Source organism: Singulisphaera rosea (assembly GCF_054877945.1).
Map to the genome: position 1 here is coordinate 95,071 of NZ_JBTYIP020000008.1, position 24,398 is coordinate 119,468.

Sequence of the window (24,398 nt, forward strand, 5' to 3'; positions counted from 1 at the left end):
AGGTTGGACCGACGTCCGGCGTACTGAACAAGAGGACAATTCAACGAGGCCCATCATCCAGCCGCCCTGCGAATATCGGACCGCGGGAGCCATGCCCGGCGATCGGCCCGACCCGCGAGAACCCGACTCGTCTTACCCAGTATAGGGAGGGCGGAAAAGATTACAAGTTAATAATCTATGAAGATGATATTTATCGACAAGTTCTATCTTATTAACATTAATCTTCGCAAGAGCTCGGGAAAAAATCCGGAGCCGGCCCACTTTCGCCCGTCACAAACCCCCGAAACACGGAGTAGTAGGGCGACTCTCTATTAAATCACCCTCCCCGGAAGGACCTCGCAACCCTAGCGGGCGGGTGAGTCTTTGGGGCGCAGCTCGCCCGTGGAGTTGAACTATATACGGCGACACCGCCAGCCCCTAATGAATGTTTCGTGAAAGTCTTGTTGCCAATCCATTAACGGGCGACCCCGGCCTCAATCCCGTCAACGTCACGCCGCGATCGACGAATCGGCAAGCCAAGTGACGAATTCGATTCGAGGTCGAGCGGGTGACTGGGAATTCAACCCGCACTTTGACATCAATTTGTTTTGTTGCGAGGAAGTTTCTCGAGTAGCCGCCGCGCTTCGACATTCTCGGGTTCGATGCGCAGGACCTCGGAGAATTCGGACGCCGCCGAATCGATGCGTCCTCGACGGGCGAGGGCTTCTCCCAGGAGAAGATGGGTCTCGATACGAACTGGGTCGAGGCGTACGGCCTCGACGTACTGGCCGATGGCCTCGTCGAGACGGTCGAGGCTCTCGAGGCTCATCCCCAGGTTGATCCTAAGCGGGGCGGAGGAAGGACTGAGGCGAACGGCCTGGGAAAGGGCGTCTCTCGCCTCGCCGAACCGATCCGATCTGGCCAGGGAGACGCCGAGCGAATGCCAGGCCTCGACGTCGTCCGGGGCGAGCCGGGCGGCCTCGGCGAGATGAGGGATCGCCTCACGGAGTCTTCCTTCCCGAGACAGGGCGAGTCCCAGATTGCGCCGGGCGAGCGGGAAGATCGGCTTGAGGCGGACCGCGGCGGCGAAATGGATGATGGCCTCGCGGCGACGGCCCTGGCGGGCCAGGGCGGAACCCACGTTGTTCTCGGCGTCGGGGTATTCGGGGTCGAGCCGAATGGCCTTGAGATAGGACGCGTAGGCCTCGGCCCCCCTCCCTTCATGATCCAGCGCCGCTCCCATCAGATTATGGGCATCCGGCGATCGAGGATCGAGGCGCAGCGCCTCGGCGTACCGCTTCATGGCCTCGGCATACTTTCCACGACGGGCCAGATCCGCCCCGAGGTTGAAATGCACGGCCGCGTTGCGGCGATCCCCGTGCTCCAGGACCTGGAGCCAGAGTGACTCCGTGGTCCGCCAGGTGGAGCATTGCTGCCAGGTAAGGAAGCCCAGCGTGGCCGACAGGAGTAGGCCCGCAACGCACACGATCGGAGTCAGGCTCGGTCGCGCCTTGACCCTTCGCGCGAGGCGGGACAGTCCGCAGGCCAGCAGGACGGCCCACGCGATCGAGGCGGCGTAGCTATAGCGATCGGCCGCGACCTGATTCCCGATCTGGACGATCCCCATGTTCGGGGCGAGCACGACCAGGTAGACGACCCAGGCCGCAAGCCACCCCGGCCATCGGCGTCGAACGGAGAAGAACACCGCGGAAACGCCAACCGTCGCCAACATGCCCAGGACGTATGGCAGAGTCGCGAACGTCTCGGGCTTGGGCAGCGGATAGTACGCGACCAGGTCGACCGGCAGGAGTGTCTTCACGAGATAGAACCAGATCCCGTAACACGACTGCGCGAGGCGGGCGAACACTCCATAATCCGCGACCGAGCGAAGCGACTGGTTCGAGCGCTTGGCCAGCACCGCGACGACCATGAATGTCGTCGAAAGTGCAAGGTAGGGGACCTTCTCCTTCCAGACCTCGAATTCTTTATCCCCGAACCAACGTCCCGGCCCGAGGCGTCGGAGCGGGTACACGTCGAGTACGACCAGGACGAAGGGCAGGCTGACCGCGACCGCCTTGCAGAGAAGCGCCGAGGCGAACAAGAGGCAAGAGGTCGCCAGGTCCCGCCATCGATGGATCGTGTCCGGGCGGCTGGCCCTCAGGTAGGCGAGGAGGCTGAGCATCGCGAAAAAGACGCATGGGAGGTAAGGCTGGCAGGAGGCCCAGGCGACGACCTCGACCCGCAGCGGATGGATCGCGAATTGCAAGGCGCCGAGGGCGGCCCCGAGGTGGACGGCCCATCGCGGTTCACGGTCGGCGACGGAGCGGGCGCGGTCGAGTAGGGCGACGATCAACCAGTAGAGGACAACCCCGTTGGCCGCGTGCATGACGAGGCTGGTCGCGTGGTAACCCCGCGGGTCGAGCCCCCACACGACGTATTCGGCTTCGAGGATCAACCAGGCGAAGGGTTGATAGACGCCCAGCAAGAACGTCGACCAGGCCCAGCCGATCTGGGACAAACCCAGCCCGCGGTACTCGACGTTCTCGAAGAAGTTCTCGTCGTCGTCCCAACGGACGAAGCCGTTGTCCAGGACGGGCCAGAACGCAAGCGCGACGATCAGGACCAGGGGGACGGCCAACCACCAAGGATTCCGGGCCCAAGTCGTGCGCGTGGTCTCCGGAGCTTCTCCACCCTTTTGGGACGAGGAGGCGGGTGCCTCCCCTCCTCGCAGGTCATCCATCGAGATCGGTTCGCTCTTTAAAGACGAGCATCTCCCGAGACGAACCGATCGCCGCGGGCTGCGCGACGATCGTATCGGGGCGGCCGAATCGTCGTCAACCGCCCGCCCGACCACTCGATGGGGTCGCGGCGATCAGTCGTCCTGATCGTCGGAGGGCGCCTCGGTGTATCCGGGCTCGCCGTCAATCTCGGCGCCCGCCTTGACCGCGGCGGGAGCGGCCACCTCGACCCGGGCGGTGGCACCTCGCTGGCCGAGGAGCCGGACATTGCCCGAGCCGACGGCGGCTTCGAGGTCCGAGAAGAGGCGGTCGTCGTGGCGGATCTTGTGCGCGGAGCCCGCCTTGTAGATCGCGCGTCGGAACCCGTTTAGGCCGAGGATCTCGAAGTAGACGTCGAGGTTGCCGGGGCGGATCCGGACCTGTCGGAGCAGGCGCTGCATCTGCTCCTCCTCGGTGACGCCCTTGCGGAGCGTGATCACCACGCCTCGCGAGAGCTCAGCCGGCCCTCGCTCGAGCGGGATGATCCGCGAGATGATCAGCTCGGCCGGGTCTCGGCGGCGATCGAGCGTCCCACGGATGAAGCAGATGAGGTCATTCTTGACCAGCTCTTCCGACTTGGCGAATTCCTCGGGCCACAGCATCGAAGGGACCGATCCGGTCAGGTCTTCAAACGTGAGTTTGGCCATCCGAGTCAATCCGGACCGGCTCTTCTGCACGTTCTTCACCTGCACTCCGGTGATCATCCCTCCGAGGACGACCTCGGACTTTTCCGGGACGGTGCCGAGATCCGAGACTTTGTGCGTGGCCAGGGCCTGCAACAGCGAGGCATGTCGGGTAAGAGGGTGGCTCGACATGTAGAAGCCGAGGACCTTCTTCTCTTCGGCGAGCCGCTCGACGTCGGGGAGTTCGGGGATGTCGGGCAGGCTCGCGAGCAGGGTCGGCTTGCCGCTGCCGTTCCCATTGCCGTTACTGTTACCGGTCGCCTGGCCGGCGCCGTTTCCGTTGGCGGGGGCGTCGGCAAACGCGTCGAACAGACTTCGTTGGCCACGTTTGCGGTCCTCCTGGACCGCCTGGCCGGCCTGTGCGGCCCTGGGCAGGACGGCGAGCCACTGGCTCCGCCGCCCCCCGAGGGCATCGAAGGCCCCGGCTTTGATCAGGGCTTCGACGCAGGCCTGGCCGACGACGCTGAGGGAAACCCGTTCGAAGAGGTCGTCGAGTCCGGTGAACGGCTTGCCCTGGTCACGGGCCGAAACGATCGCGTCGATGGCTTTCTGGCCCACCCCTTTGATCGCGCCGAGGCCGAAGTGGATCCGCCCTTCGGCGGCGACCTTGAAGGTGGCATCGCCTTCATTGATGTTCGGGGGGACGACCTCCACGCCCATCTTGCGGCAATCGTCGATGTGTTCGACGAAATACTTCTCGCGCTCGGCCCCGTCCATCTCGGAGGAGAGGAGGGCCGCCATGAACTCCGTGGGGTGGTGGGCCTTGAGGTACGCCGTCTGGTAGGCCACGAGCGCGTAGGCGGTCGTGTGAGACTTATTGAAGCCGTAGCCGCCGAAGAACTCGATGAGCGCGAAGATCTTGTCGGCCTGGTTCTTGTCGAGCCCTCGCTCGACGGCTCCTTGGACGAATTGCAACCGGCCTTCCGCGATGGTCTCCATCTTCTTCTTGGAGATCGCCTTGATGCAGGCATACGCTTTGGAGAGCTCGATCCCCCCGAGCCGGTTGAGGATCCGCATGACCTGTTCCTGGTAGACCATGACGCCATAGGTCTCTTCCAGGACTTCCTTCATGACCGGGTGCGGGTAGCTCGGTTCCTTGCGCCCGTGCTTGACGTCGACATATTCGTCGACCATACCGCCGTTGAGCGGGCCGGGACGGTAGAGCGCCAGGATGGCGATGAGGTCCGCGAAGCGGTCGGGCTTCATCTTGACGAGGAGGTCGCGGATCCCCGCACCGTCTAGCTGGAAGACCCCTTTGGCGTCGCCGCGCTGGAGGAGTTTGTAGGTCGCCTCGTCGTCGAGAGGAAGGCCGAAGAGGTCGAACGGATGGCCGAGCTTCCGCTCGAGGAGCTTGGTGGCCGCGGCGAGGCTCGTCAGGTTCCGGAGGCCGAGGAAGTCCATCTTGAGGAGGCCGGCCTTCTCGACGTCACCCATTTCCCACTGGGTGCTGACAACCTCCTTATCCTTGTCCTTATTCGGGAGCCGCTGGAGCGGGACCATGTCGCAGAGAGGGCGGTCGGCGATGACCACCCCTGCGGCGTGCGTACCGACGTTGCGGGCCGTGCCCTCGAGCCTCCTGGCGAAGTCGAGGAGCCGTTCGATCTCCGGATCCTCGTCGGCGAGGCGCTTCAGTGCCGGCTCTTCCTTGATGGCCTCGTCGAGGGTGATGTTGAGTCGCGTCGGGATGAGCTTCGTCACCTGATCGACCCGCGAGAGCGGGATGTTCAGGGCCCGGCCGACGTCCTTGAGCGCGGCCTTGGCGGCCATCGTCCCGAACGTGCCGATCTGGGCGACGTTCGCCGCTCCGTACTTCCGCCGGACGTACTCGATGACCTCGTAGCGACGCTCTTTGCAGAGGTCGATGTCGATATCGGGCGCCTCGGAGCGGTTCGGGTCGAGGAATCGCTCGAACAGCAAATCATACTTGAGTGGATCGACGTGGCTCAGGTAGAGGAGATAGCTGACGAGGGCTCCGCAGGCCGAGCCTCTCGCCGAGTTGGCGATCCCGGCCTCTCGGGCGAAGCGGACGAAATCCCAGACGATGAGGAAATACGAGGCGAAGCCCATCCGGTTGATGATGCCCAGCTCGTGCTCGAGGCGCTGGACGGCCTCGGCCGGAGGGTTCTCGCCGTATCGATCCATCATCCCTTGCTGGCAGAGCTCGCCGAGGTAGTCTTCGGGGGTCTTCTCGCCGGGAGGCTGGAACGACGGGAACTGCCGCTTCCCCAGGTTGAGGCTCTTGTAGTTCTCCTCGACGAGCTCGGCGATCCGGACCGAGGTGGCGAGCGCCTCCTCGTGGCCGGGCATCGCGGCGTACATCTCCTGCGGGCTGCGGACGTGGAACTGGTCGTTCTCGAACTTCATCCGGTTCGCGTCATCGACCGTCTTCCCGGTGTTGATGCAAAGCAGGATGTCGTGTGCCTGCGAGTCTTCCTGCGTCAGGTAGTGGGCGTCGCTGGTGGCGACGACCGGCAGCCCCATCCGTTTCGCGATATCGAGGGCGCCCGCCGCACAGTCGCGTTGGATCTGGACCCCGTTGTCCTGGATCTCGACGTAGAAGTTCTCTTCGCCGAAGACGCGCTGATACCAGGCGCAGAGTTTCTCGGCCTCGGCGGTCTTGCCGTGGAGGATGTAATCCGAGATCTCGGCGGAGGCGCAACCGGAGAGGCAGATCAGCCCCTCGGAGTGCCGCTCGAGGATTTCTTTGTCGATCCGAGGCTTGTAGTAGAAGCCTTCGAGGAACGAGGCGGATGAGAGCCGCATCAAGTTGCGCACGCCCTCGCCATTCCTCGCCAGCAGGGTGAGGTGGAAGGCGTAATCATGACCCGACGAGCCCCCCATCGCACGCTCGGTGCGGTGCCGAGGCGCGACGTAAGCTTCCAGCCCGATGATCGGCTTGAAGTGGGCCGCCTTGGCTTCGCGGAGGAACTCGACGGCACCGTAGAGGTTGCCGTGGTCGGTGATCGCCAGGGAGTCCATGCCCAGGCTTTTGGCGCGGGCGACGAGCGCCGGCACCTTGCTCGCCCCGTCCAGCAGGCTGTAGTGGCTGTGGCAATGGAGATGGGCGAACGGCTGGTTCGACATCGGTCACCTCGGCGGGCGATTCGGCGGCCGGCCCTTTGAGGCCGAATCCGCTGAACTTTCGATCAGGATGATTCTACCAAGACGGAGGCATCTCGACGCAATGGGCCGTCGGTTCCGTCCTGGGATTATCGGCCAGTTCGACGGCCGTCCTGGCGCCCTTCGTTTCACGATTCTACGACGGACGAGCGAACGGGCAGGCTGGATCGGTAGGGCCGACAAAAAATGATTCCTCGGCGAACACCGCCGAGGCCTTGCCGAAAGGAAGGCTTCACCACAAAGGCTCAAAGGACCCTCGAAGCAGGCCCGTAGAGGATGGGTTCTCTCGGCTCCTCTTCTTTGTGTCCTTAATGGGGTCAAATCCCCGCGCAGTGAGAGCTCGGTGGAGATAAGCGAGGAACATCCAAAAGAAAAGACCGACCCGGAGGTCCGGACGGGCCTCGGGATCGATCTTCGAGAGTGTTCGCGTTCCGGACGGGGAGACCGGCCTTCGAAGGGGGAAAGGCCGAGTACCGGCGCCACTCGAGATCGTCCCGGGACGCCGGTTCGCACATCAAGACATGTCGTATCGCCAATCAAACACCGACGAGTTCTTCCCGAACCACTTCGGCGTCCGACGTCTCTTCCGGGCTGTTCGAGGACTCGAGGCCTTGGACCAAAGCACCCAACTGGAGTGCGAGCAGACGATCGTCCGTGCTGTAGCCGCGTAGCAACTTGAGGAACGCCTCGGCGCCGATCAGCACAGCCTTCGGCTTGCTGTGGATCGTCAGGACGAAGCGGGCGTCGGGATTTTCCAGCGAGTCCAGGACTTTGGGAAGATCGCGGTGAAGTTCCCTGCTGCCGATAAAGCGGACGCGGGACTGAGGCATCTCCATCCTCGGGGCCGTGTATGGCCAAATGCTTGGGGATTGTGAGACGAGTAGACACACCCGTCTCGAGTTTTGATAGGTGAGTAAGAGATTAACCGACGTTGAACCTCTCGTCAATCGCTTTAACCCACGCACGGACGATTTCGCCCAATTTCTTCGGCCTAACGAACACTCTTCTTCAATTCTTCAACGTCTATGAATGTCATCCCGCGACTCCATGCCTTCACGGCGACGACAGCCGAGGCTCTCGCGAGGTGCAAACCACACGAATCACCGGCTCCGAAACGGCCGGGAACGCTTCGGGATGGGCCGAAACGAGCGAGAACGCGAGATTCCACTCATCAAGAACGAGAGACCCACCCGCGGCCCTCGAAAAGTCGGAGACGCGGCCGAAGCCCCTGGAATTTAGCGTCAATCGCGAGGCTTCGTGCCCGTCGATGTTTTGGATTCCACGCTCGGTGTCGCGTTCGAGCCTTCCGGTTTGGGCGCGGGGGACGGCGCGGGTTCGCGCCCGGGGACCTGGGAGTCGGGCGGATTCAACGACAGCCCCGCTTCCTCGAAAACCGAAACCATGTCGGTATATTTTTTATATTTTTCAAGGACGGTCTGGCGAATCCGTGCCGCCTCGAGCGGATGGTTCGTTTGGTCGGCCTTCGCCGCGCTGGCGAGCAACTCGCGGACGAGTTGTCCGCGTTGTTCGATCGATCGCGAGAGGTCGGCGGCACGTTTCTGCGCGAGCAGCATCCATCCCCGATCCTCGGGGGCACCTTCCAACTTCTCGGCCAGCTCCCTCCAGTGGTGGACGGCCGACTCGTCGTCGAACTCTCGCGAAGACTTGTCGGCCAACTCGAAGAAGGCGCGATACATCTCCTCGGCACGACCGTTCGGCTTGTTCAGGCGCGTCAGATGCCCTTCGAGGATCTCGGCGCGTGTACCGGCCTCGGTCAGGGCGATCCGGTCGCGCCAACCCTTCGTGGTCTTGCGATAGGGATTGGTTTCGAAGCGGTGGTCGAGCGGGTCGAGGTATTTCTCGCGAGCGGTGATCCAGTCGTGGAGCTTGTCCTTCTCCATCAGGACCTCGGCCTGGCGGAAGAGGTATTCCTCGCTCGGGGGCCAGAGCATATAGCCGAGGAATCCGCCGATCGAAACGAGCCCGATGAGGAGAAGGATCAGCTCGACTTTCGAGCGATCGGGGACCTCGAAGAACCTGTGGTTGGCCTTCCCCTTCTTCTTCTTTGAGGGCGTGGTCCTGGTCGTCTCGAGGCCCGTCGCGATCGTTTCTCCAGGGGGGACGGCACCTCCCGGCCAGACCATGGCCAGCGTCTCGCCCCGACTCGCCTTCTCGCGAATCTCCGTTAGGGAGACGGCGACGGCCGCGGCATCCCAAGGGCGATCGGTCGGGTCCTTCGCCATGAGCTGGACGATCAGCTTGTCCAGGGCGACGGGGATCTCCGACAGCTTCGCGCTGGGGCGGGGTGCCGGCTGGTTCAAGTGGCAATGCATCAGGACGACGGCCGAGGTCCCTTCGAACGCGGGTCGACCGGTGAGCATCTGGTAGAGGACGACCCCGAGGGCGTACAGGTCGGTCTTGTGGCTGACCGCGGGCGTGCCGCGGATCTGCTCGGGGGCCATGTAGGCGGCCGTGCCGAGGGTCCGGCCGGTGGCGGTCAGGGCGGTCGCGTCGAGGTCCTTGGCGATCCCGAAGTCGGTCAGCTTGATCTGACCCTTCTGCGAGAGCATCAGGTTCGAGGGCTTCAGGTCGCGATGGACCACGCCATGTTCGTGCGCGTAGTGGAGGGCCTCGCAGATCTGGATCCCGAGGTCGACGACCTCGTTCCAGGGGAGAGCCCCCTGGTCGCGGAGCACCTGCTCGAGGGTGTCCCCCGCGACGTATTCCATCGCGAAGTAAGAGGTGCCCTGGTAGCGTCCCAGGGCCAGGAACCGGACGATATTCGGGTGGCGGAATTGCTGGAGGATCTCGGCCTCGCGGCGGAATCGCTCGTAGGTCTTGCCCCGAGGGTTCGCCTCGCCGCTGATAACTTTCACCGCGGCGGGGCGACCGGTCGTATCGCTGACCGCCTTGTAGACGACGCCCATAGCCCCGGTGCCGAGGACGGCCTCGATCCGGAACGAGCCGAGATTTTCGCCGATCATGCCCAAGCCCTGAGGAGACGGAACCGTATCGAAGTGCCTCTCAAACGTTAGCAGAACAAACCGGCCGCGATCAACCGTCGCGCCGACATCCTGAACGTTTCAAAGGCACGCGATCCGGCCCGTCTTGGGCCGGGTTCAGGACTGCGGCATGGCGCAGGATACGCCGCCGGCCGCCGGCAGGTAGCAGTTCTGGACGTAGTCCATGACCATTCGGTCGGCGTTGAACCGCCAGCCCAACGAGCGCAGGGCGTTCTTCTGCCGGGTCGTCCAGCCTCGGGGGAGGCCGGTCGAATCTCGGGTGTAGAAGAGGGGGATGACCTGGGTCGTCAACGTCTCGACCAAGGCCTTGTGATCGCGCTCGTCCTGCACCGAGGGGGCGGAGTGCGTCTGGCCGATGCCGATCGCGAAGCCGTTCGTCCCGTTGTACGCCTCGGCCCACCACCCGTCGAGGATCGAGAAGTTGAGCGCCCCGTTCAGGAGGGCCTTCTCACCCGACGTGCCGCTCGCCTCTTGCGGCCGCCTCGGGTTGTTCAACCAAACGTCGACCCCCTGCACGAGCTGCCGGGCGACGTTCATGTCGTAGTCTTCGACGAAGACGAGGCGATGGGCGAGCGAATCCTGCTTCGTCAGCCTGACGATGTTCTGGATCAGCTCCTTGCCCAGTTGGTCCTCGGGGTGGGCCTTGCCCGCGAAGATGAACTGGATCGGGCGATCGCTCGAGTTGATCATCTCGGCGATCCGCTCGACGTCCTGGAGCACCAGGCCGGCTCGCTTATACGTGGCGAACCGACGGGCGAACCCGATCGTCAGGGCGTTCAGGTCGAGCACGGACTGGGCACGCTGGATCGCGGCGTCGCCTTCGTTGCGGCGGCGGGCCTGGGCCACGAGCCGACGACGGACGAAGTCGATCAGGCGGGCTTTGAGGACCTGCTGGGTTTCCCAGAGCTCGGCGTCCTCGACCGATTCGATCCCTTCCCAGGCGTCGGCGTGGCGCATCTTCTTCCGCCAGTCGGGCCCGAGGTGGCGGTCGAAGAGGAGGTGCATCTGAGGCGCAACCCAGCTCGGCACGTGGACGCCGTTGGTGATGTGCCCGATCGGGACGGCTTCTTCGGTCCGGTTCGGGTAGAGCGGTTGCCACATCCGCCTCGAGACGAGCCCGTGCAGGGCGCTCACGCCGTTCGCGTGCCTCGAGAGCTTCAGGGCCAACACCGTCATGCAGAACGGCTCGTTGGTGTCGCTGGGGAAGACCCGGCCCAGCCCCATGAAATCATCGTACGAGAGGTGAAGACCCTCGCGGATCTTGCCGAGATTCTCCTCGACGAGGGCCGCCCAGAAGCGGTCGTGACCCGCCGCGACCGGCGTATGGGTCGTGAAGACCGTCATCTGCGAGACGTCCCGGACGGCTTCGCCGAACGGCATGGCGTTCGACTCCATCTGCGACCGGATCAGCTCGAGCCCCGCGAAGGCGCTGTGGCCTTCGTTCAGGTGGAGGACGGAGGGATGGATCCCCAGGGCGTGCAGGGCACGGACCCCGCCCACGCCCAGGAGCAGCTCCTGACGGATCCGGATTCGGGCGTCGCCGCCGTACAGGCGGGCCGTCAAGGCGCGGTCGCTCTCGGTGTTCTCCGACACGTTGGAGTCGAGCAGCAGGAGCGTCGTCCGGCCGACCTCGACGCGCCAGACCCTCGCGTGCAACACGCCGTTGTTGGTCTCGACCGCGATCTGGAGCGGCTTGCCGTCGGGCCCCTCGACCTTCTCGATCGGGAGGAGGTCAGGGTCGGCGTTGAGATAATCTTCCTTCTGCCAGCCCTCGGCGTCGAGCGACTGGCGGAAATAACCCTGATCATATAAAAGACCGATCCCGATGAGCGGGATCCCGAGGTCGCTGGCGCTCTTCAGGTGGTCGCCCGCGAGGACGCCGAGGCCGCCGGAGTAGATCGGCAAACTCTCGTGGAGCCCGAACTCCGCCGAGAAGTAGGCGACCGGCCTCGACCGCAGGCTGGCCGCGTAGATCGAGCCCCAGGAGTCGGTGTTCTTGAGATATTCCGAGAGCCTGCGGAACGCGTAATCGATCCGGGAATCGAGCGCCATCTCGGCCGCGCGACGCGACAGGACGTCGGCGGGGAGTCGCTTGAGGACTTCGACCGGATTGTGGTCGAGCTCGCGCCAGAGTTGCGGATCGAGCTCGCGGAACAAGCTGATCACGTTCGGCTGCCAGGTCCACCAGAGATTCCGTGCCAGTTCCCTGAGCTTGTCGATCCGTTGCGTCTGACCGACCATGGTCCCCCCCAACTTTTCGATGGGAAAACGACGAACCCCGATCGGTACGAACGGTACCGTCGGATGCGGGCGATAGTATGGCCGATCGGTCATGAAAAGCCAAGCACTGAGCCGAGATCCGCCGGAAGTGCTCCCGGATGTCGGTCAGGATCCGGATCCGGGATCTCGAGGACTCGGCACCCGACGCCGGGCGCGATCCGAACAAGGCTCGGAACGGCCGGCGCAGAACACGACCCCGGCCCGCACTCGACGAGTTGTCGAGTCGCGGCGGGGTCGGGTTGTCATGAGATGGGGGAGACGGTGGGGAGCCTGGCGACGATCCCCAGCGACCCTCGAACCATTAGCCCCGAAGTTTCATCCGAAACGAGACGAGCTCAAAGCTTGTTGCCGTCGATCGCCTCGTTCCCGCTCCGGGTCCCCAGCGCCCACCAGGTCCGAAGGCTAATTTGTTCACGGACGAATTTGACAGATCCGTCGCACATGCCGACGTTCACTCCTCCCGGGTGCAGACTCGTGGCGCTCGAGCTTCCGAAGATGTCGAGGCCGACCGCGTCGGTCGGGGCGCAGGCACATTGCCGTGAGTTCGGCCCGCCCACGTGGTTATACATGCCGAAGTTGGCGTAGTACGGGAAGGAGATCTGCCAGCTCAGACCTCGCGAGCCGGTCCCGCTCCCGTCCGCCGCCGAGGCGAGCGTGCCCGATGCCAGCGATCGGCAGGCCGCGAGGAACTGATACACCTGCGTCTCGGTGCGGAAAAGCGTGTTGGGGTTGTTGGTGAAGTTCGTGTTGAAGAACCCGCGCATCTCCGCGACCTGTCCCGTGCCCGCGATCACCTGGCTGTTCGTCCCCGAAACCCCTTCGCTCCAGAGCGCCGTGTTGCTCGTCCCGTCCGTGATCGAGGCGAAGCCGACGGTCGCGGTGGTCTGGGAGTTCGGGTAATTCAGCGCCGTGTACGTCCCATTCCCGTTGTCGATCGTGGCGCCATTGGTGGGGACGAACGGGCCGCTATATCCATACATGATGAATGGACCGCCGATGTTCGCCACGTAATTGGTGATCGGTTGCTTGAGCTGGCGAGGGGAGTCGGCCGGGCAGAGGAAGAGGTTCACTTGCATGTTGAAGACGGACGTGTTGGCCCACCAGGTGATCGGACCCGAAGTGCTCGGGGGATACGACCCGTAAACGCCCAATCCGGCGTTATAGGCGTTGTAGATCGTCCCTTGTTCGATGAACTGGAGCAGGGCGACGAGGGGGGAGACGCCGAATCCCCAGCAGAGTTGGCTCCCGGTGCCCGGGGCCACCGCGGGGCAGGGGTAGAGCGACGAGGCCGGCAGGCACTGATTGATCTGTTCGTAGTTGTGAACGGCCAGGCCGAGTTGTTTCAGGTTGTTGGAACAACTGGATCGGCGGGCCGCGTCGCGGGCCGCCTGGACCGCCGGGAGTAAGAGTGCAACCAGGACTCCGATGATCGCGATCACGACCAGTAACTCGATCAGCGTGAATGCCCGAGATCGAACGTGACGCATGCCGGATTCCTCCCCAAATTCCGCAGTGATGACGCGAACCAGGAAGACTACGCCGCAGGGTCGAGCAACAGGGTCCTGGGCTCCGACGGCAATCGACTTGAGTTCAGGCCCTGGCGAGGGTTTTCGGGTCGACACCTAACTTCGAAGGGGGGAATGGCCTCCACCGTTTCTTTGAAACGATCACTTGCCGGCTGACGACTTCGACGAGGAAGCACCGCCGGTCTTGGTGACCTTGCTGAATTGCTTCGGATCCACCTTGCCCCCCGCAGGGCCGCCCGGCCCCACGTTGGGCTCTTCCGTCGCGGCGGTATCCTCGGATTCGGAATCGCCGCAGCCCGAGAACGAAAGGCACGCAACCCCGAGGATCAACGGGGCCATGACCTTGGAGAACACCGACCGGTAATTCACCGTACCCCCCTCTCAGGTGTAGAGCGAAGGGCGAGGGGGTTAGCCCGACACCTCGCATCGTGTCGGGCGGCTCGCACCATTCACCGGATATGCTGAAACCGAACACCCTGGAAAACCCAGGAGGTCGATCCCTTTTTGATATCTTAGGTGTACTCTAAAGCGTCACCTGGGCCAGTTCAAGTCATCCCCTGCTTCTGGACCTTTTTTTTCGAGAGGCCTCTCGATCGAGCTCCGCATGTCGTCGAGGACGCCCAATTCCGGCCCAATCCTCGAGTTCATTCGCCCCGGCATAAGCGACCATCAACCCTCAGTCTCCGCGCATGTCCTCACACGCGCATGCAGCCTGAGGCACGGCTCCGACAGCCCATCGTGTTTGGTCCGAGATTTGCGGAATGAGTAGCCCATCAGGTTCGGCGACCGACGAATGACCGGGATACCCGGGCCTTCCTGGGACCCAACCCATTGGGAGATGTCACTTATGGCCACGAACGAAATCACCCCGACCATGACCACTTCCCAAGTCATCACGAACTTCACTGGGCCTCCCACCTTCACCGGAACCACCCAGGATTCCGCGATCGCCTTGCACGACGACCAGAAAGGGGCGGTCCCTGGCGCATCGACGGATCCGGTCGAAGGAATCGGCATCGAGGGCGAGGAGGTTGTTTGGGAAGGTTGCTATGCGATGAGGAATTTCCTGGGGAGGCTTGCCATCCTCTCCGCCCTAGGTGTCGGCTGGGTGGCCCTGGCCGCCTACACCTGGGGATTCAGCGACGGTCGGATTGGGCCGCTGACGGCGATCGCGGGCGTCGTCCTGGCCGGGTTTTGGCTCTCGATGGGCTACCGGATCCTGGTCGCCCGATATGGCCACTCCTATCGGCTGACGACCCGTCGGCTCTTCGTCTCCACCGGCTTCACGAGGCGCCGGCGTGACATGATGGAGTTGCTCCGCGTCAAAGACGTGTTTACTCGTCAATCGTTCCTGGACCGGTGGCTTTCCCTTGGGACGGTGGTCGTCGTCTCCTCCGACCACGACATGCCGACCTACTACCTGGCCGGTGTCGAGGATCCGAAGGTTGTCATGGACCTGATCTGGCACCACGCCCGCGCCGAACGCGACCAGCGGAGCGTGAAGGTCGAGTCGGTCTGAGCGACCCAGCGGACAGTTCGTTGGCACGCGTCCCTCGGATGTAATACGCCCGGCATTCGTCCCACGACGAGTGGCCGGGCGTTCCTCTTTCAGCCCGCCCCGGACCGGACTCCGGGTGGAATGAGCCGACCTCACCCGACCGCCCGATGTTGTCGCCGCTTGCCGAGTTTCGCGTCGGCCATTAGGCTAATCGATCCCCGCGATCGAAACGCGATACCGGAGCTTTTGCAACATGCCTCAAGTCACGATCGAAGAAGAAAAGACGTTCGACGTCCCGTCGGGGACGAAACTGGTTCTCGCCATCGAGGACGCCGGGGTCGACATCATGCACAAGTGCGGCGGAAACGCCCGCTGCACCACGTGCCGGGTCCAGGTCGTCTCGGGAGACGCAGGGCCGTTGGAGGAACTCGAGCAAGCCCGACTCGTCCGCGAAGCGAGCTTCGGGCCCGACATCCGGCTCTCGTGCCAGGTCCGTGTGGAGAGCGACCTGACGATCCGGGTCCTCAACCGAGCCTCCGTACTCGGAGCGGTCGCCGGTCCTCGCCCCCTGGATTGAGGACGGTGGCCGGACGAGTTGGATCAACAACGCAGAACGCCCACGCGAAACGCCCCGGCCAATACCGGGGCGTTTCGCGTGGGCGTTCGAATTCCTTCGGCTCGCGAGGAATTACTGACTCTCGGAGCACTTCTTGCAGCGCGCGATGTCGCGGCGGACCTGCCCACCGCAACGCTTGCAGCGGTGGTACTTCGCCTGACGCTTCGCCTTCTTGCGGGGTCGGAACGGCACGGAACACCTCACGGTCTTCTCAAGAGAACTTCAGCCGACCGAAAGAAGCCGGCGACAGGAGGAAAATTGTATCGAACCGAACGTGATCCTGCCAGACGTCTCGCGCTTTTTCGGATGGTACCTGACCCGTCGGGATGATCTACGACGGACGAGGAGCGTCCTCGGGACTGGCGGGACAGGCTTCCCGGTAGGTCTGCGCCACTGAGCGTGAAGATCTCACGGTCGACAGCCGAAAGCCCCCGAATCGCCTCGACGAGTCGACACGCCCCGACGCCTCGTTCGGCGGCCCCACCCCTTGCCGCCCCGGGATTTCGGACTCAGAATGGTCGTCACCCCGAATTGATCCGGGCGATTCGACCCGGGAACGATCTGTGACGTAAGGAACTGAACAATGGTTGGGAAATGCCGACGGCTGGTCGCGATCGCGTTCGGCTGCCTTTCCGCCGCGACGACCGCCGTCGGGGCGCCTCCCGAGGTCTCGGAACGGGCCCGACGGGTCCACGACGCCTCGATCCTCTTCGACGGCCACAACGACCTCCCCTGGATGATGCGCGAGCACGGCGACGTCAAATTCGAGAAGTTTGACATCAGCCAGAGGATGAAGAGCGGCCAGACCGACATCCCCCGAATCCGCCAGGGGGGCCTCAAGGCGCAGTTCTGGTCGGTCTTCATCCCGAGCGAGCACCCCAACCCGGCCCAAACGGTCACCGAGCAGATCGACCTCGTCCATCGGATGGTCGAGCGCTACCCCAACGACCTCGAGTTCGCCAACACGGCCGACGACGTCGAGAGGATCGTCAAGGCGGGCAAAATCGCGTCTCTGGTCGGGATCGAAGGGGGCGTGGCGATCGAGAACAACCTCGCCCAGCTCCGCGCGTTCCATCGCCTGGGTGCGCGATACATGACCCTGACGCACAACAAGTCGCTCGACTGGGTCGACGCCGCCTTCGGCACTCATGACAACCACGGCCTCTCGCCGTTCGGCGAGCGCGTCGTCCGCGAGATGAACCGACTCGGCATGTTCGTCGACATCTCGCACGTCTCGCCCGAGACGATGGAAGACGTGCTGCGGATCTCCCAGGCCCCGGTCATCGCCAGCCACTCGAGCGCGTTCGCGATCACCCCGAGCCCCCGCAACGTCCCGGACAACATCCTCAAGGAACTGCCGAGGAACGGCGGCGTCGTCATGGTGAACTTCTACACCGAGTTCATCAAGCACGAATCGCCAAGGCTCGCGGTCGAGGAGAAGGCCCTCAAGGAGAAGTTCCCGAATCCGGACGACTACAAGAAGGCCTACGAGGAGTGGGCGAAGCTCAACAAATCCCCGCGCGGGACCATCCCGGACCTCGTCGATCACATCGACCACATCGTCAAAGTCGCCGGGATCGACCACGTCGGCATCGGCTCCGACTTCGACGGCATCACCTCTTGGCCCGTCGGCCTCGAGGACGTGTCGTGCTACCCGCTCCTGACCGAGGAGTTGATCCGTCGGGGCTACTCGGACACCGACATCCCCAAGATCCTCGGCGGGAACGTCATCCGCGCCTTCCGCGAGGCTGGCAAGGTTGCCGAGCGGCTCCAGAAGACGACCTCGCCCGAGGTCGACCAGCACAAGACTCCCTGACCCGGCCGGCTCGGAACCCGGTTTCAAAAGCAAACCGGGTTTCACGGGCATCTTGCGGTTAACGTTCGAGTTGCCTTTCATCGATACAAGACCGAAGCGCAAGCGAGTGAATCTCTTCATGAGTAATCGAAGAGATTCACTCGCTTGCGCTTCGGGCTTGGAGTTGACCCAGGAGAACCTCGTTTAGAGGGTCTTGAGGTACTCGATGAGATCGAGGCGTTCGTCGTCCTCGAGCGCGTCGCCGAAGGTGTGACCGCCGTTACCAAGGCCGTAGCGACGGGAATCATAGAGGTATCGCGCTTCGGAAGGCGGGAGAGGGGAGGGGGGTGATCCCGAGATCTCCTCGGCCTTCCAACCGACGCGAACGGGGTCGTAGTATTCGAAGTCGGTCGACGGGGGACGCCGGAATTTCGAGGGACGTTCGGGGGACTTCAGGAGCGCGGCGAGGGTCGGGACGGACCCGTTGTGAAGGAACGGGGCCGTCGCCCAGATCCCGTCGAGGGGAGGGGCCTGATATCCGACCATCTTCTGGTCCGAGGGATGATCTTCGGCGAACCAGGTGGTGTTGTAGTGGGCGACCAGTCGGTCGGAGAGTCCGAAGGCCCGCGCGGGGTCGGTCCCGATGACCTTCAGCTCGACGATCTTATTCGGGTAGACCCCGTCGGGTCCGTAAGTCCCGTGACACTTCGTACAGTGGTCCTCGAAAACGGCCTTCCCGCGGGCGGACCTGGCCGGATCGATCGGGAACGGATACTTCGGGGGAGTCAGGCTCTTGAGGTAGGCCTGGATGTCACGGAAGGTCGGCTCGAGCTCGCGGAACTGCTGGAGGGACTTCTCTCCCAGGAGGAATTGCATGTTCGTGCGGACGGATCGGGCATCGGTCCGGCCGTCATAGTACATGGTCGTCTTGCGGGCCAGCCGCCACCAGGGCGGGACGTCGAGTTCGGGGAGGCGTGCTCCCAGGATCAGGGGGAAGGTCCTCTGGGAAAGGTCCGAGTTACGAAGCGCGAGGAGGACCGCCGAGATCATCCCGGCGTTGACCGTCCCTCGGGTCGAGTTCAAGACGAAGAGGCTCGGCGGAAGTCGTCGCCCTTCGACCCTGGTCAGTTCGTTCAGGAGTGCGGTCAGGTCGAGGGTCGAGTTTCCGAGTCCGACGTAGCTCGTCCCGCCGATCGCCCCCCCGTGGCAGACCATGCAGTCGATCTGGAGGCCGACCTTCGAACCGTCGGGGCCGTTCCCGCGCCTGAGGCCCATCGGGAGGCCGTCGTTGGGGTAGGGGGCGGGGTGGAGGCCGTATCTCTGATTAAACGCCTTGGCATAATCCTCAGCGGAGGAATCGGGCGTCGGGGCACGTTCGCCCCAGAGCTGGCTGACACGTCGATAAGTCGCCGCGTCCCAGCCGGGCTTCAGGTGGCCGGTCAGGGTCAAGGCAACCCGTCCCCGTTCGATGGAGGGGTCCACCTCGGCGGCCGGGGCCGAGGCCAGGCTCGCGAGCCAGAACAGGCCGGCGAGCCCGCACGCGAGTTGGTGTCTCCGCCGCATCCGTCGCCTCCTTATCGCCTGACATGATCGGCTGAGTCTCTCTTCCAGTTATAGGCGGTGAGAGGCGGTTCGGAAACGGTCGTCGGCGCCGTCGAGCTTGGCATCTCTCCCGAAATCTGTTTTATTCTTGAAAGCGGGTCTCTGGGGGACCAGACGGCGACATCCTTTGAGGGGTTGCCGATGGTGACGGCGTCAGGAACCGGTTTCCCGTCTTTAAGGAAAAGACAGGTTTACGGGAAGGTTTCTCAGCGAGCCCTCTTGCCGTCGAGGAAAATCCCTTCCGCGGGCTTGCCGGCCGAGGTCTCGTTGAGGGTTTTGATCCGGATATTCCGGAATTGGACGAGGCTGGGGGGCCCGGTGTACTTGCCGTCCTTGAAGCCGCCGTGATGCTGCAAGGAGAGGGGCCCGCGCTGCGGGATGCCGGGAAGCTGTGCGTCCTCGATCACGGTCGTCCCGTTCAGGACCACGGTGAGGCGATCCCCCACGAGCGTGATCTCGAACTCGTTCCACTCGCCGACCGGCTTGTCCGCCTGGGTCTTGGGGGTGACGCCCGCCCGGACCTTGGCCGGCATGCTCTTGTCCATGCGGTAGCCGTAGACCTCGCCGGATCCGATCGGCCAGCACCACATATTGATCTGGCTCTTGCCGTTCACGTCGCGGAGGTAGACCCCCGAGTCGCTGTCCGGCAGCCTGAGCGTGAGCGGCTTGCCGTTGACGCCTCGCGCGTGGGTCCCGTCGGGCAAGATATAAGGGATCCTCGGGTTCTCGTAAGGCGTCTCCTTGAGCCGCCAGTCGATCTTCAGGACGAAGTCCCCGAATTCCCGCTTGCTGACGAGGTTCTTATTCTTGCCGGGGGCCTCGCTCCTGGCGTCGTAGTCGATCACGCCGTCGAGGATCTTCCAGTGGCCGTTGTCCCCCTCGGGGATGATCCACTGCGAGAGGTCCTTCCCGTCGAACAACGGGATGAAATCCGCGTCCTTCTCCCCCGACGCGGCTCCGGCAAGGATCAAGGCCGAGGCGCAAATCAAAGACTGCAACATCAACACATCCTCCAGTTTCACGATACCCTACGCCGATCAGGCCGCCGCACCTCGGGGCCGAAGTCGCCACGCTAACCTGGGAGTCGAGATCGCGTCAATCCGGCGGCGTCGGGACGTAAACCCGCTTCAGACGGGCGATTCGGAGGTCTGCAATCGCTCGCCCCAACCGGCCAGCGTCATCGGGTCGTCGAACCTCTGCATCTCGGTGTACTGCAAGCCGATGTCCCTCGCCAACACGAGAGCCACGACCGCTCCGGATCGCTTCGACCGCTCGACGGCGAAGCCCGCCGACCCGCGCTCCGAGAATTCGCTTGTCTGGCCCGGCGTCGAATGCCATGCTACTCTATGTGCGAATACCACATAGAACGTGCGGGCGGTTTCACTGAAGCATTTCGCTTCCAACGACTTGCGCCAACATAACGAATGGATGGAGAACGTCCGGGGATCGCGGATGATCCCGGTTGCAACTCGCGGCCTCCCACGGGACGTCGCACCGGAAGGGGTTGGCAGTGACCGCGAAGATCTTGATCGCCGATGATGAGCCCGACCTGGAACTCCTCATTCGTCATCGGTTCAGGAAGGAGATCCGGGACCGGTTGTACGACTTCGTGTTCGCCGCGGACGGGTCCCACGCACTCGACAGCCTGCAGAATGACCCGGAGATCGAGGTGGTCCTCACGGACCTCAACATGCCGGGGATGGACGGATTGAGCCTCCTGTCGAGGATCGTCGACGAGTATCCCCTGATGCAACCGGTCATCGTCTCGGCCTATGGAGACATGACGAATATTCGCGCAGCGATGAACCTCGGGGCGTTCGATTTCCTCACGAAGCCCATCGATTTTCGCGATTTCGCGTCGACTTTGGACCGGACGGTCCGGCGGGCCCAACTGTTGCGGCAGTCGGCCCGGGATCAGAAACAATTGGCGAACCTCCAGAGCGAGCTCACGGTCGCCACTCGGATCCAGCAGTCGATCCTGCCGAGGATCGACTCCATGTGCGCCGGTCGGTCGGAGGTGGTCATCCAGGCGATCATGTATCCTGCGCGGGATGTCGGGGGAGACTTTTACGACTTTTTCTTCCTCGACGAGCATCGCCTTGGCTTCGCGATCGGAGACGTCTCGGGCAAAGGAATCCCTGCCGCCATCTTCATGGCGATGTGCCGGACTTTGCTCAAGGCCATCGCCATGAAGGGGACATCCCCCGGCGAGTGCCTCGGCGACGTCAACCGCAGCCTCGTGCTCGACAATCAGACGGAGATGTTCGTGACCCTCTTTTACGGGATCCTCGACTTTCGGACGGGCGAGGTCCAGTACGCCTCCGGGGCCCATAATCCCGCGTATATCCTCGGGCCCAATGGGGTGCGGAACACCGCCGACGCTCCCGCGGGCACGGTGATCGGGCTCTTCGAGGACCTCGAGTTCGAAACGAATCGGCTCCGGCTCAACCCCTCGGACACCATCTACATCGACACCGACGGGATCACCGAGGCGATGGACGTCGATGGAAAGCTCTTCGGGGCCGCGCGGGTGGAGGCCTTCCTCGCCCGTTCGGCCGACCGATCGGCGTCGGAGCTCATCCAGGGGATCATCGACGAGGTTCGACGATTCACGGGAGGGGCACCCCAGTCCGACGACCAGACCGCCATCGTGATTCGTTATCAGGGCCATTCCTGACCGGCCGAGACGGCCCCGAAAGTTCAGTCACCACCTCTCAAGCCACATTTCGAAATCGCGGAGCTCGCTGCCATGAAGGGGATCGTCTTCCGAGAATTCCTCGAGATGGTCGAAGAGGTGTTCGGCATGGACGTCACCGACCGCATCATCGAGGAATCCGGGCTGCCCTCCGGGGGGGCCTATACGAGCGTCGCGACCTATGACCATCACGAGATCCTGACCCTCGTCGGCAAGCTGCACGAACAGACCCAGATCCCCGTCGCCGACCTCGTGCGCGCCTTCGGCCGGCACTTGTTCCAGCGGTTCGTTACGCTCTATCCGGCCTTCTTCGTCGACGTCCCTTCCGCGTTTGCGTTCTTGGAACGGATCGACGGCATCATCCACGTCGAGGTACGCAAGCTTTACCCTGACGCCGAACTGCCCGGCTTCGAATGCGAGCCGCTCGACCCCGACCGACTCGTGATGACATACCGCTCACAACGTCCGTTCGCCGAACTGGCCGAAGGGCTCATCCAGGGCTGCGTCGAACACTACAAGGAAGCGATCACGATCGAGCGAGAGGACCTCGAAGGGTCCCCGGACGAAACCCGCGCCCGCTTCCTCCTCACCAAGCGGAGCGCGGCGTGAGCGACCTGGAGATCCTGACTCGCCGACTCGAGCGCGAGAAAAAAGCCCGGGCCCAGGCGGAGGCCCTCCTGGAGCAAAAGAGCCTCGAGCTATTCGAGGCCAACCAGAAGCTCACCGACTGGAACGAGGCGCTCGAGCGCCGGGCGCGGGAACTGACGGCCACGCTCGAGCGCCGCGCCGAGGAATTGGCCGTCGCGCGTGACGAGGCGCTCGAGTCGAATCGGTTGAAGAGCGCCTTCGTCGCCAACATGAGCCACGAGCTGCGGACGCCGATGAACGCCGTGATCGGCATGTCGGCGCTCTTGCTCGACACCACGCTGAATGCGGAGCAACGCGAGTTCGTCCAGGTCATTCGCGGGAGCGGTGAGGCCCTGCTCGGGATCATCAACGATATCCTCGACTTTTCCAAGATCGAGGCCGGGCAGCTCGAGTTCGAGCATCAACCGTTCGACCTTCGCGATTGTGTCGAAGCGGCGATCGACCTCCTCGCCGAGCAGGCGAACACCAAGGGGCTCGAGCTCGCGTACCTGATCGACCCGAAGACACCGATCACCTGGATCGGCGACGTGACTCGGGTGCGTCAGATCTTGCTCAACCTCGTCAGCAACGCGGTGAAATTCACCGAGGTCGGTGAGGTGTTGGTCTCGGTGGCAAGCTCGCCGATCGTCCCTCCGGGGGAGCTGACTCGGGAAAAACACCCCAACCCCGCCAGTCCCCGTCCCGTCCGACATGAGCTTCACATTTCGGTCCGGGACACGGGCATCGGGATCCCCGCCGACCGCATGAACCGGCTGTTTCACTCGTTCAGCCAGGTCGACGCCTCGACCACGAGGCGCTACGGTGGGACCGGTCTGGGCCTGGTCATCTGCAAGCAGTTGAGCGAGCGAATGGGCGGGCGGATGTGGGTGGAAAGCGAGCCCGGGAAGGGGTCGACGTTCCACTTCACGATCATGGTCGAGGTATCCCCCACGCCTCTCCGCGTCTCTTTGCATGCCCCGCAGCCGCAACTGTTCGGCAAGCGTCTTTTGATCGTCGACGACAATGCAACCAATCGGAAGATCCTTCGGCTCCAGGCGCAGTCGTGGGGAATGCTCACCCAAGAAGCGGCCAGTGGGCCGGAGACCCTCGGGCTTTTCCCACTCGGAACCGCCTTCGACGTCGCGATCATCGACATCCAGATGCCGGGCATGGACGGGTTCGAGCTTGCGAATGCCCTCCAGTCGATCCAGGGCCCGAACACTCCACCGCTGATCGCCCTGAGCTCGATCGGTCACCGGCCCCCCGAAAGCGTCCGGTTCTCGGCCTACTTGACCAAGCCCGTCAAGCAATCGCACCTGTACAACACCTTGATCGGGATCCTCGTCGGACAGCGAGTCGAGCATCGGGCCCAGACCTCCTCCCCGATGTTCGACGCGAGCCTCGGCCAGCGCAATCCGCTCAGGATCCTCCTGGCCGAGGACATCCTCATCAACCAGAAGCTGATGCTCACCATGCTCGGCCGGATGGGATATGGGACGGATGTCGCCGGCAACGGTCGCGAAGTCCTCGACGCACTCACGAGGCGAGATTATGACGTCATCTTGATGGACGTGCAAATGCCCGAGATGGACGGCCTCGAAACCTCGAGGCGGATCGTCGCCTCGGTGGCCGGCGCCAAGCGACCTCGCATCGTCGCGCTGACCGCCAACGCGATGATGGAGGACCGTGAGGCGTGCCGAGTCGCCGGTATGGACGACTATCTCAGCAAGCCGGTCCAGGTCAAGGAATTGCAAGCCGCCCTCGAGCGATGCGGGGACTGGGTTCGCGAGCAGAGAGGGCTGCATCCCGTCGATCCTCCCTCGAAGGAGGACTCGGCACCGGCGGTCGCCCCCGAGGCCATCGACCTCCTGCTGCAAATGGGAGGTGTCGAGGTCGTCGTCGAGCTCCTCGAGCTCTTTCGGTCCGAGACCCCGCCGCTCTTCCAATCGATGCGCGAGGCCCTATCGAGGGCCGATGCGTCGAAGCTCGTCGCATCGGCCCACAGCCTCAAGGGCGCGGCGGCCAGCCTCGGCGCCCATTTCCTCGCCTCGCATTGCGCCGAGCTCGAGAAACGGGGGAAGGCCGGTTCCTTCGAGGACGTCGACAGGATCCTGGCCATGGCCGAGCGGCAATACGAGATGGTCTGCGCCGCCCTCGAGGACGCGGGGAAATAAGCA

Annotated in this window: 15 protein-coding genes; 6 read left to right on the forward strand and 9 right to left on the reverse strand. The window is 63.7% G+C overall.

The window, feature by feature from the left end; genetic code table 11:
• Window positions 1–577: 577 nt before the first annotated feature.
• From ACYOEI_RS16100 to ACYOEI_RS16130, 7 genes are all read right to left on the reverse strand, one after another.
• Complete coding sequence (locus ACYOEI_RS16100) at window positions 578–2,617, reverse strand: tetratricopeptide repeat protein (protein ID WP_462850545.1); 2,040 nt, start codon at window positions 2,615–2,617, stop codon at window positions 578–580.
• A 234-nt stretch (window positions 2,618–2,851) separates the two neighbouring features.
• Window positions 2,852–6,523 carry a DNA polymerase III subunit alpha gene (gene dnaE, locus ACYOEI_RS16105; protein WP_462850546.1) on the reverse strand — a complete coding sequence of 1,224 codons (3,672 nt, stop codon included), beginning with the start codon at window positions 6,521–6,523 and terminating at the stop codon, window positions 2,852–2,854.
• A 572-nt stretch (window positions 6,524–7,095) separates the two neighbouring features.
• Window positions 7,096–7,389, reverse strand: a complete 294-nt coding sequence (locus ACYOEI_RS16110) for a type II toxin-antitoxin system Phd/YefM family antitoxin (RefSeq protein WP_462850547.1) — start codon at window positions 7,387–7,389, stop codon at window positions 7,096–7,098.
• A gap of 411 nt (window positions 7,390–7,800) precedes the next feature.
• The gene (locus ACYOEI_RS16115; protein WP_462850548.1) at window positions 7,801–9,543 is read right to left on the reverse strand and encodes a serine/threonine protein kinase; all 1,743 of its coding nucleotides are present in this window, start codon (window positions 9,541–9,543) and stop codon (window positions 7,801–7,803) included.
• A 135-nt stretch (window positions 9,544–9,678) separates the two neighbouring features.
• Window positions 9,679–11,823: an alpha-glucan family phosphorylase gene (gene glgP / locus ACYOEI_RS16120; protein WP_462850549.1), complete on the reverse strand. Its 2,145-nt coding sequence runs from the start codon at window positions 11,821–11,823 to the stop codon at window positions 9,679–9,681.
• 374 nt (window positions 11,824–12,197) lie between these two features.
• Window positions 12,198–13,349 (reverse strand): DUF1559 family PulG-like putative transporter, encoded by a 1,152-nt coding sequence (locus tag ACYOEI_RS16125; RefSeq protein WP_462850550.1) that lies wholly within the window; start codon window positions 13,347–13,349, stop codon window positions 12,198–12,200.
• A 180-nt stretch (window positions 13,350–13,529) separates the two neighbouring features.
• The gene (locus tag ACYOEI_RS16130; protein ID WP_462850551.1) at window positions 13,530–13,757 is read right to left on the reverse strand and encodes a hypothetical protein; all 228 of its coding nucleotides are present in this window, start codon (window positions 13,755–13,757) and stop codon (window positions 13,530–13,532) included.
• A 478-nt stretch (window positions 13,758–14,235) separates the two neighbouring features.
• On the opposite strand from ACYOEI_RS16130, the gene ACYOEI_RS16135 reads away from it, so the two are divergent.
• The 3 genes from ACYOEI_RS16135 to ACYOEI_RS16145 all read left to right on the forward strand — a co-directional run bounded on the left by ACYOEI_RS16135 (window position 14,236) and on the right by ACYOEI_RS16145 (window position 17,318).
• Window positions 14,236–14,907, forward strand: a complete 672-nt coding sequence (locus tag ACYOEI_RS16135) for a PH domain-containing protein (protein WP_462850552.1) — start codon at window positions 14,236–14,238, stop codon at window positions 14,905–14,907.
• 232 nt (window positions 14,908–15,139) lie between these two features.
• Window positions 15,140–15,463, forward strand: a complete 324-nt coding sequence (locus tag ACYOEI_RS16140; RefSeq protein ID WP_462850553.1) for a 2Fe-2S iron-sulfur cluster-binding protein — start codon at window positions 15,140–15,142, stop codon at window positions 15,461–15,463.
• 622 nt (window positions 15,464–16,085) lie between these two features.
• Complete coding sequence (locus ACYOEI_RS16145) at window positions 16,086–17,318, forward strand: dipeptidase (RefSeq protein WP_462850554.1); 1,233 nt, start codon at window positions 16,086–16,088, stop codon at window positions 17,316–17,318.
• 183 nt (window positions 17,319–17,501) lie between these two features.
• On the opposite strand, the gene ACYOEI_RS16150 is transcribed toward ACYOEI_RS16145, so the two are convergent.
• Both ACYOEI_RS16150 and ACYOEI_RS16155 read right to left on the reverse strand, forming a co-directional pair.
• On the reverse strand, window positions 17,502–18,860 hold the full coding sequence (locus ACYOEI_RS16150) for a c-type cytochrome (protein WP_462850555.1): 1,359 nt from the start codon (window positions 18,858–18,860) through the stop codon (window positions 17,502–17,504).
• Window positions 18,861–19,105: 245 nt separating this feature from the next.
• The gene (locus ACYOEI_RS16155) at window positions 19,106–19,900 is read right to left on the reverse strand and encodes a 3-keto-disaccharide hydrolase (protein WP_462850556.1); all 795 of its coding nucleotides are present in this window, start codon (window positions 19,898–19,900) and stop codon (window positions 19,106–19,108) included.
• A 509-nt stretch (window positions 19,901–20,409) separates the two neighbouring features.
• On the opposite strand from ACYOEI_RS16155, the gene ACYOEI_RS16160 reads away from it, so the two are divergent.
• The 3 genes from ACYOEI_RS16160 to ACYOEI_RS16170 all read left to right on the forward strand — a co-directional run bounded on the left by ACYOEI_RS16160 (window position 20,410) and on the right by ACYOEI_RS16170 (window position 24,395).
• Window positions 20,410–21,576: a PP2C family protein-serine/threonine phosphatase gene (locus ACYOEI_RS16160; protein WP_462850557.1), complete on the forward strand. Its 1,167-nt coding sequence runs from the start codon at window positions 20,410–20,412 to the stop codon at window positions 21,574–21,576.
• Window positions 21,577–21,648: 72 nt separating this feature from the next.
• Window positions 21,649–22,203 carry a heme NO-binding domain-containing protein gene (locus ACYOEI_RS16165; RefSeq protein WP_462850558.1) on the forward strand — a complete coding sequence of 185 codons (555 nt, stop codon included), beginning with the start codon at window positions 21,649–21,651 and terminating at the stop codon, window positions 22,201–22,203.
• Window positions 22,200–24,395, forward strand: coding sequence for a response regulator (locus ACYOEI_RS16170; protein ID WP_462850559.1), 2,196 nt, complete (start codon window positions 22,200–22,202; stop codon window positions 24,393–24,395). The genes ACYOEI_RS16165 and ACYOEI_RS16170 overlap by 4 nt, the downstream gene beginning before the upstream one ends.
• Window positions 24,396–24,398 lie beyond the last annotated feature (3 nt).

What these genes read in the sequence shown, in the direction of transcription:
- glgP (WP_462850549.1), bottom strand. Translation starts at nt 11,823, where the DNA reads ATGGTCGGTCAGACGCAACGGATCGACAAGCTCAGGGAACTGGCACGG.
- ACYOEI_RS16165 (WP_462850558.1), top strand. Translation starts at nt 21,649, where the DNA reads ATGAAGGGGATCGTCTTCCGAGAATTCCTCGAGATGGTCGAAGAGGTG.
- ACYOEI_RS16140 (WP_462850553.1), top strand. Translation starts at nt 15,140, where the DNA reads ATGCCTCAAGTCACGATCGAAGAAGAAAAGACGTTCGACGTCCCGTCG.
- ACYOEI_RS16135 (WP_462850552.1), top strand. Translation starts at nt 14,236, where the DNA reads ATGGCCACGAACGAAATCACCCCGACCATGACCACTTCCCAAGTCATC.
- ACYOEI_RS16155 (WP_462850556.1), bottom strand. Translation starts at nt 19,900, where the DNA reads ATGTTGCAGTCTTTGATTTGCGCCTCGGCCTTGATCCTTGCCGGAGCC.
- ACYOEI_RS16150 (WP_462850555.1), bottom strand. Translation starts at nt 18,860, where the DNA reads ATGCGGCGGAGACACCAACTCGCGTGCGGGCTCGCCGGCCTGTTCTGG.
- ACYOEI_RS16145 (WP_462850554.1), top strand. Translation starts at nt 16,086, where the DNA reads ATGGTTGGGAAATGCCGACGGCTGGTCGCGATCGCGTTCGGCTGCCTT.
- ACYOEI_RS16125 (WP_462850550.1), bottom strand. Translation starts at nt 13,349, where the DNA reads ATGCGTCACGTTCGATCTCGGGCATTCACGCTGATCGAGTTACTGGTC.
- dnaE (WP_462850546.1), bottom strand. Translation starts at nt 6,523, where the DNA reads ATGTCGAACCAGCCGTTCGCCCATCTCCATTGCCACAGCCACTACAGC.
- ACYOEI_RS16110 (WP_462850547.1), bottom strand. Translation starts at nt 7,389, where the DNA reads ATGCCTCAGTCCCGCGTCCGCTTTATCGGCAGCAGGGAACTTCACCGC.
- ACYOEI_RS16115 (WP_462850548.1), bottom strand. Translation starts at nt 9,543, where the DNA reads ATGATCGGCGAAAATCTCGGCTCGTTCCGGATCGAGGCCGTCCTCGGC.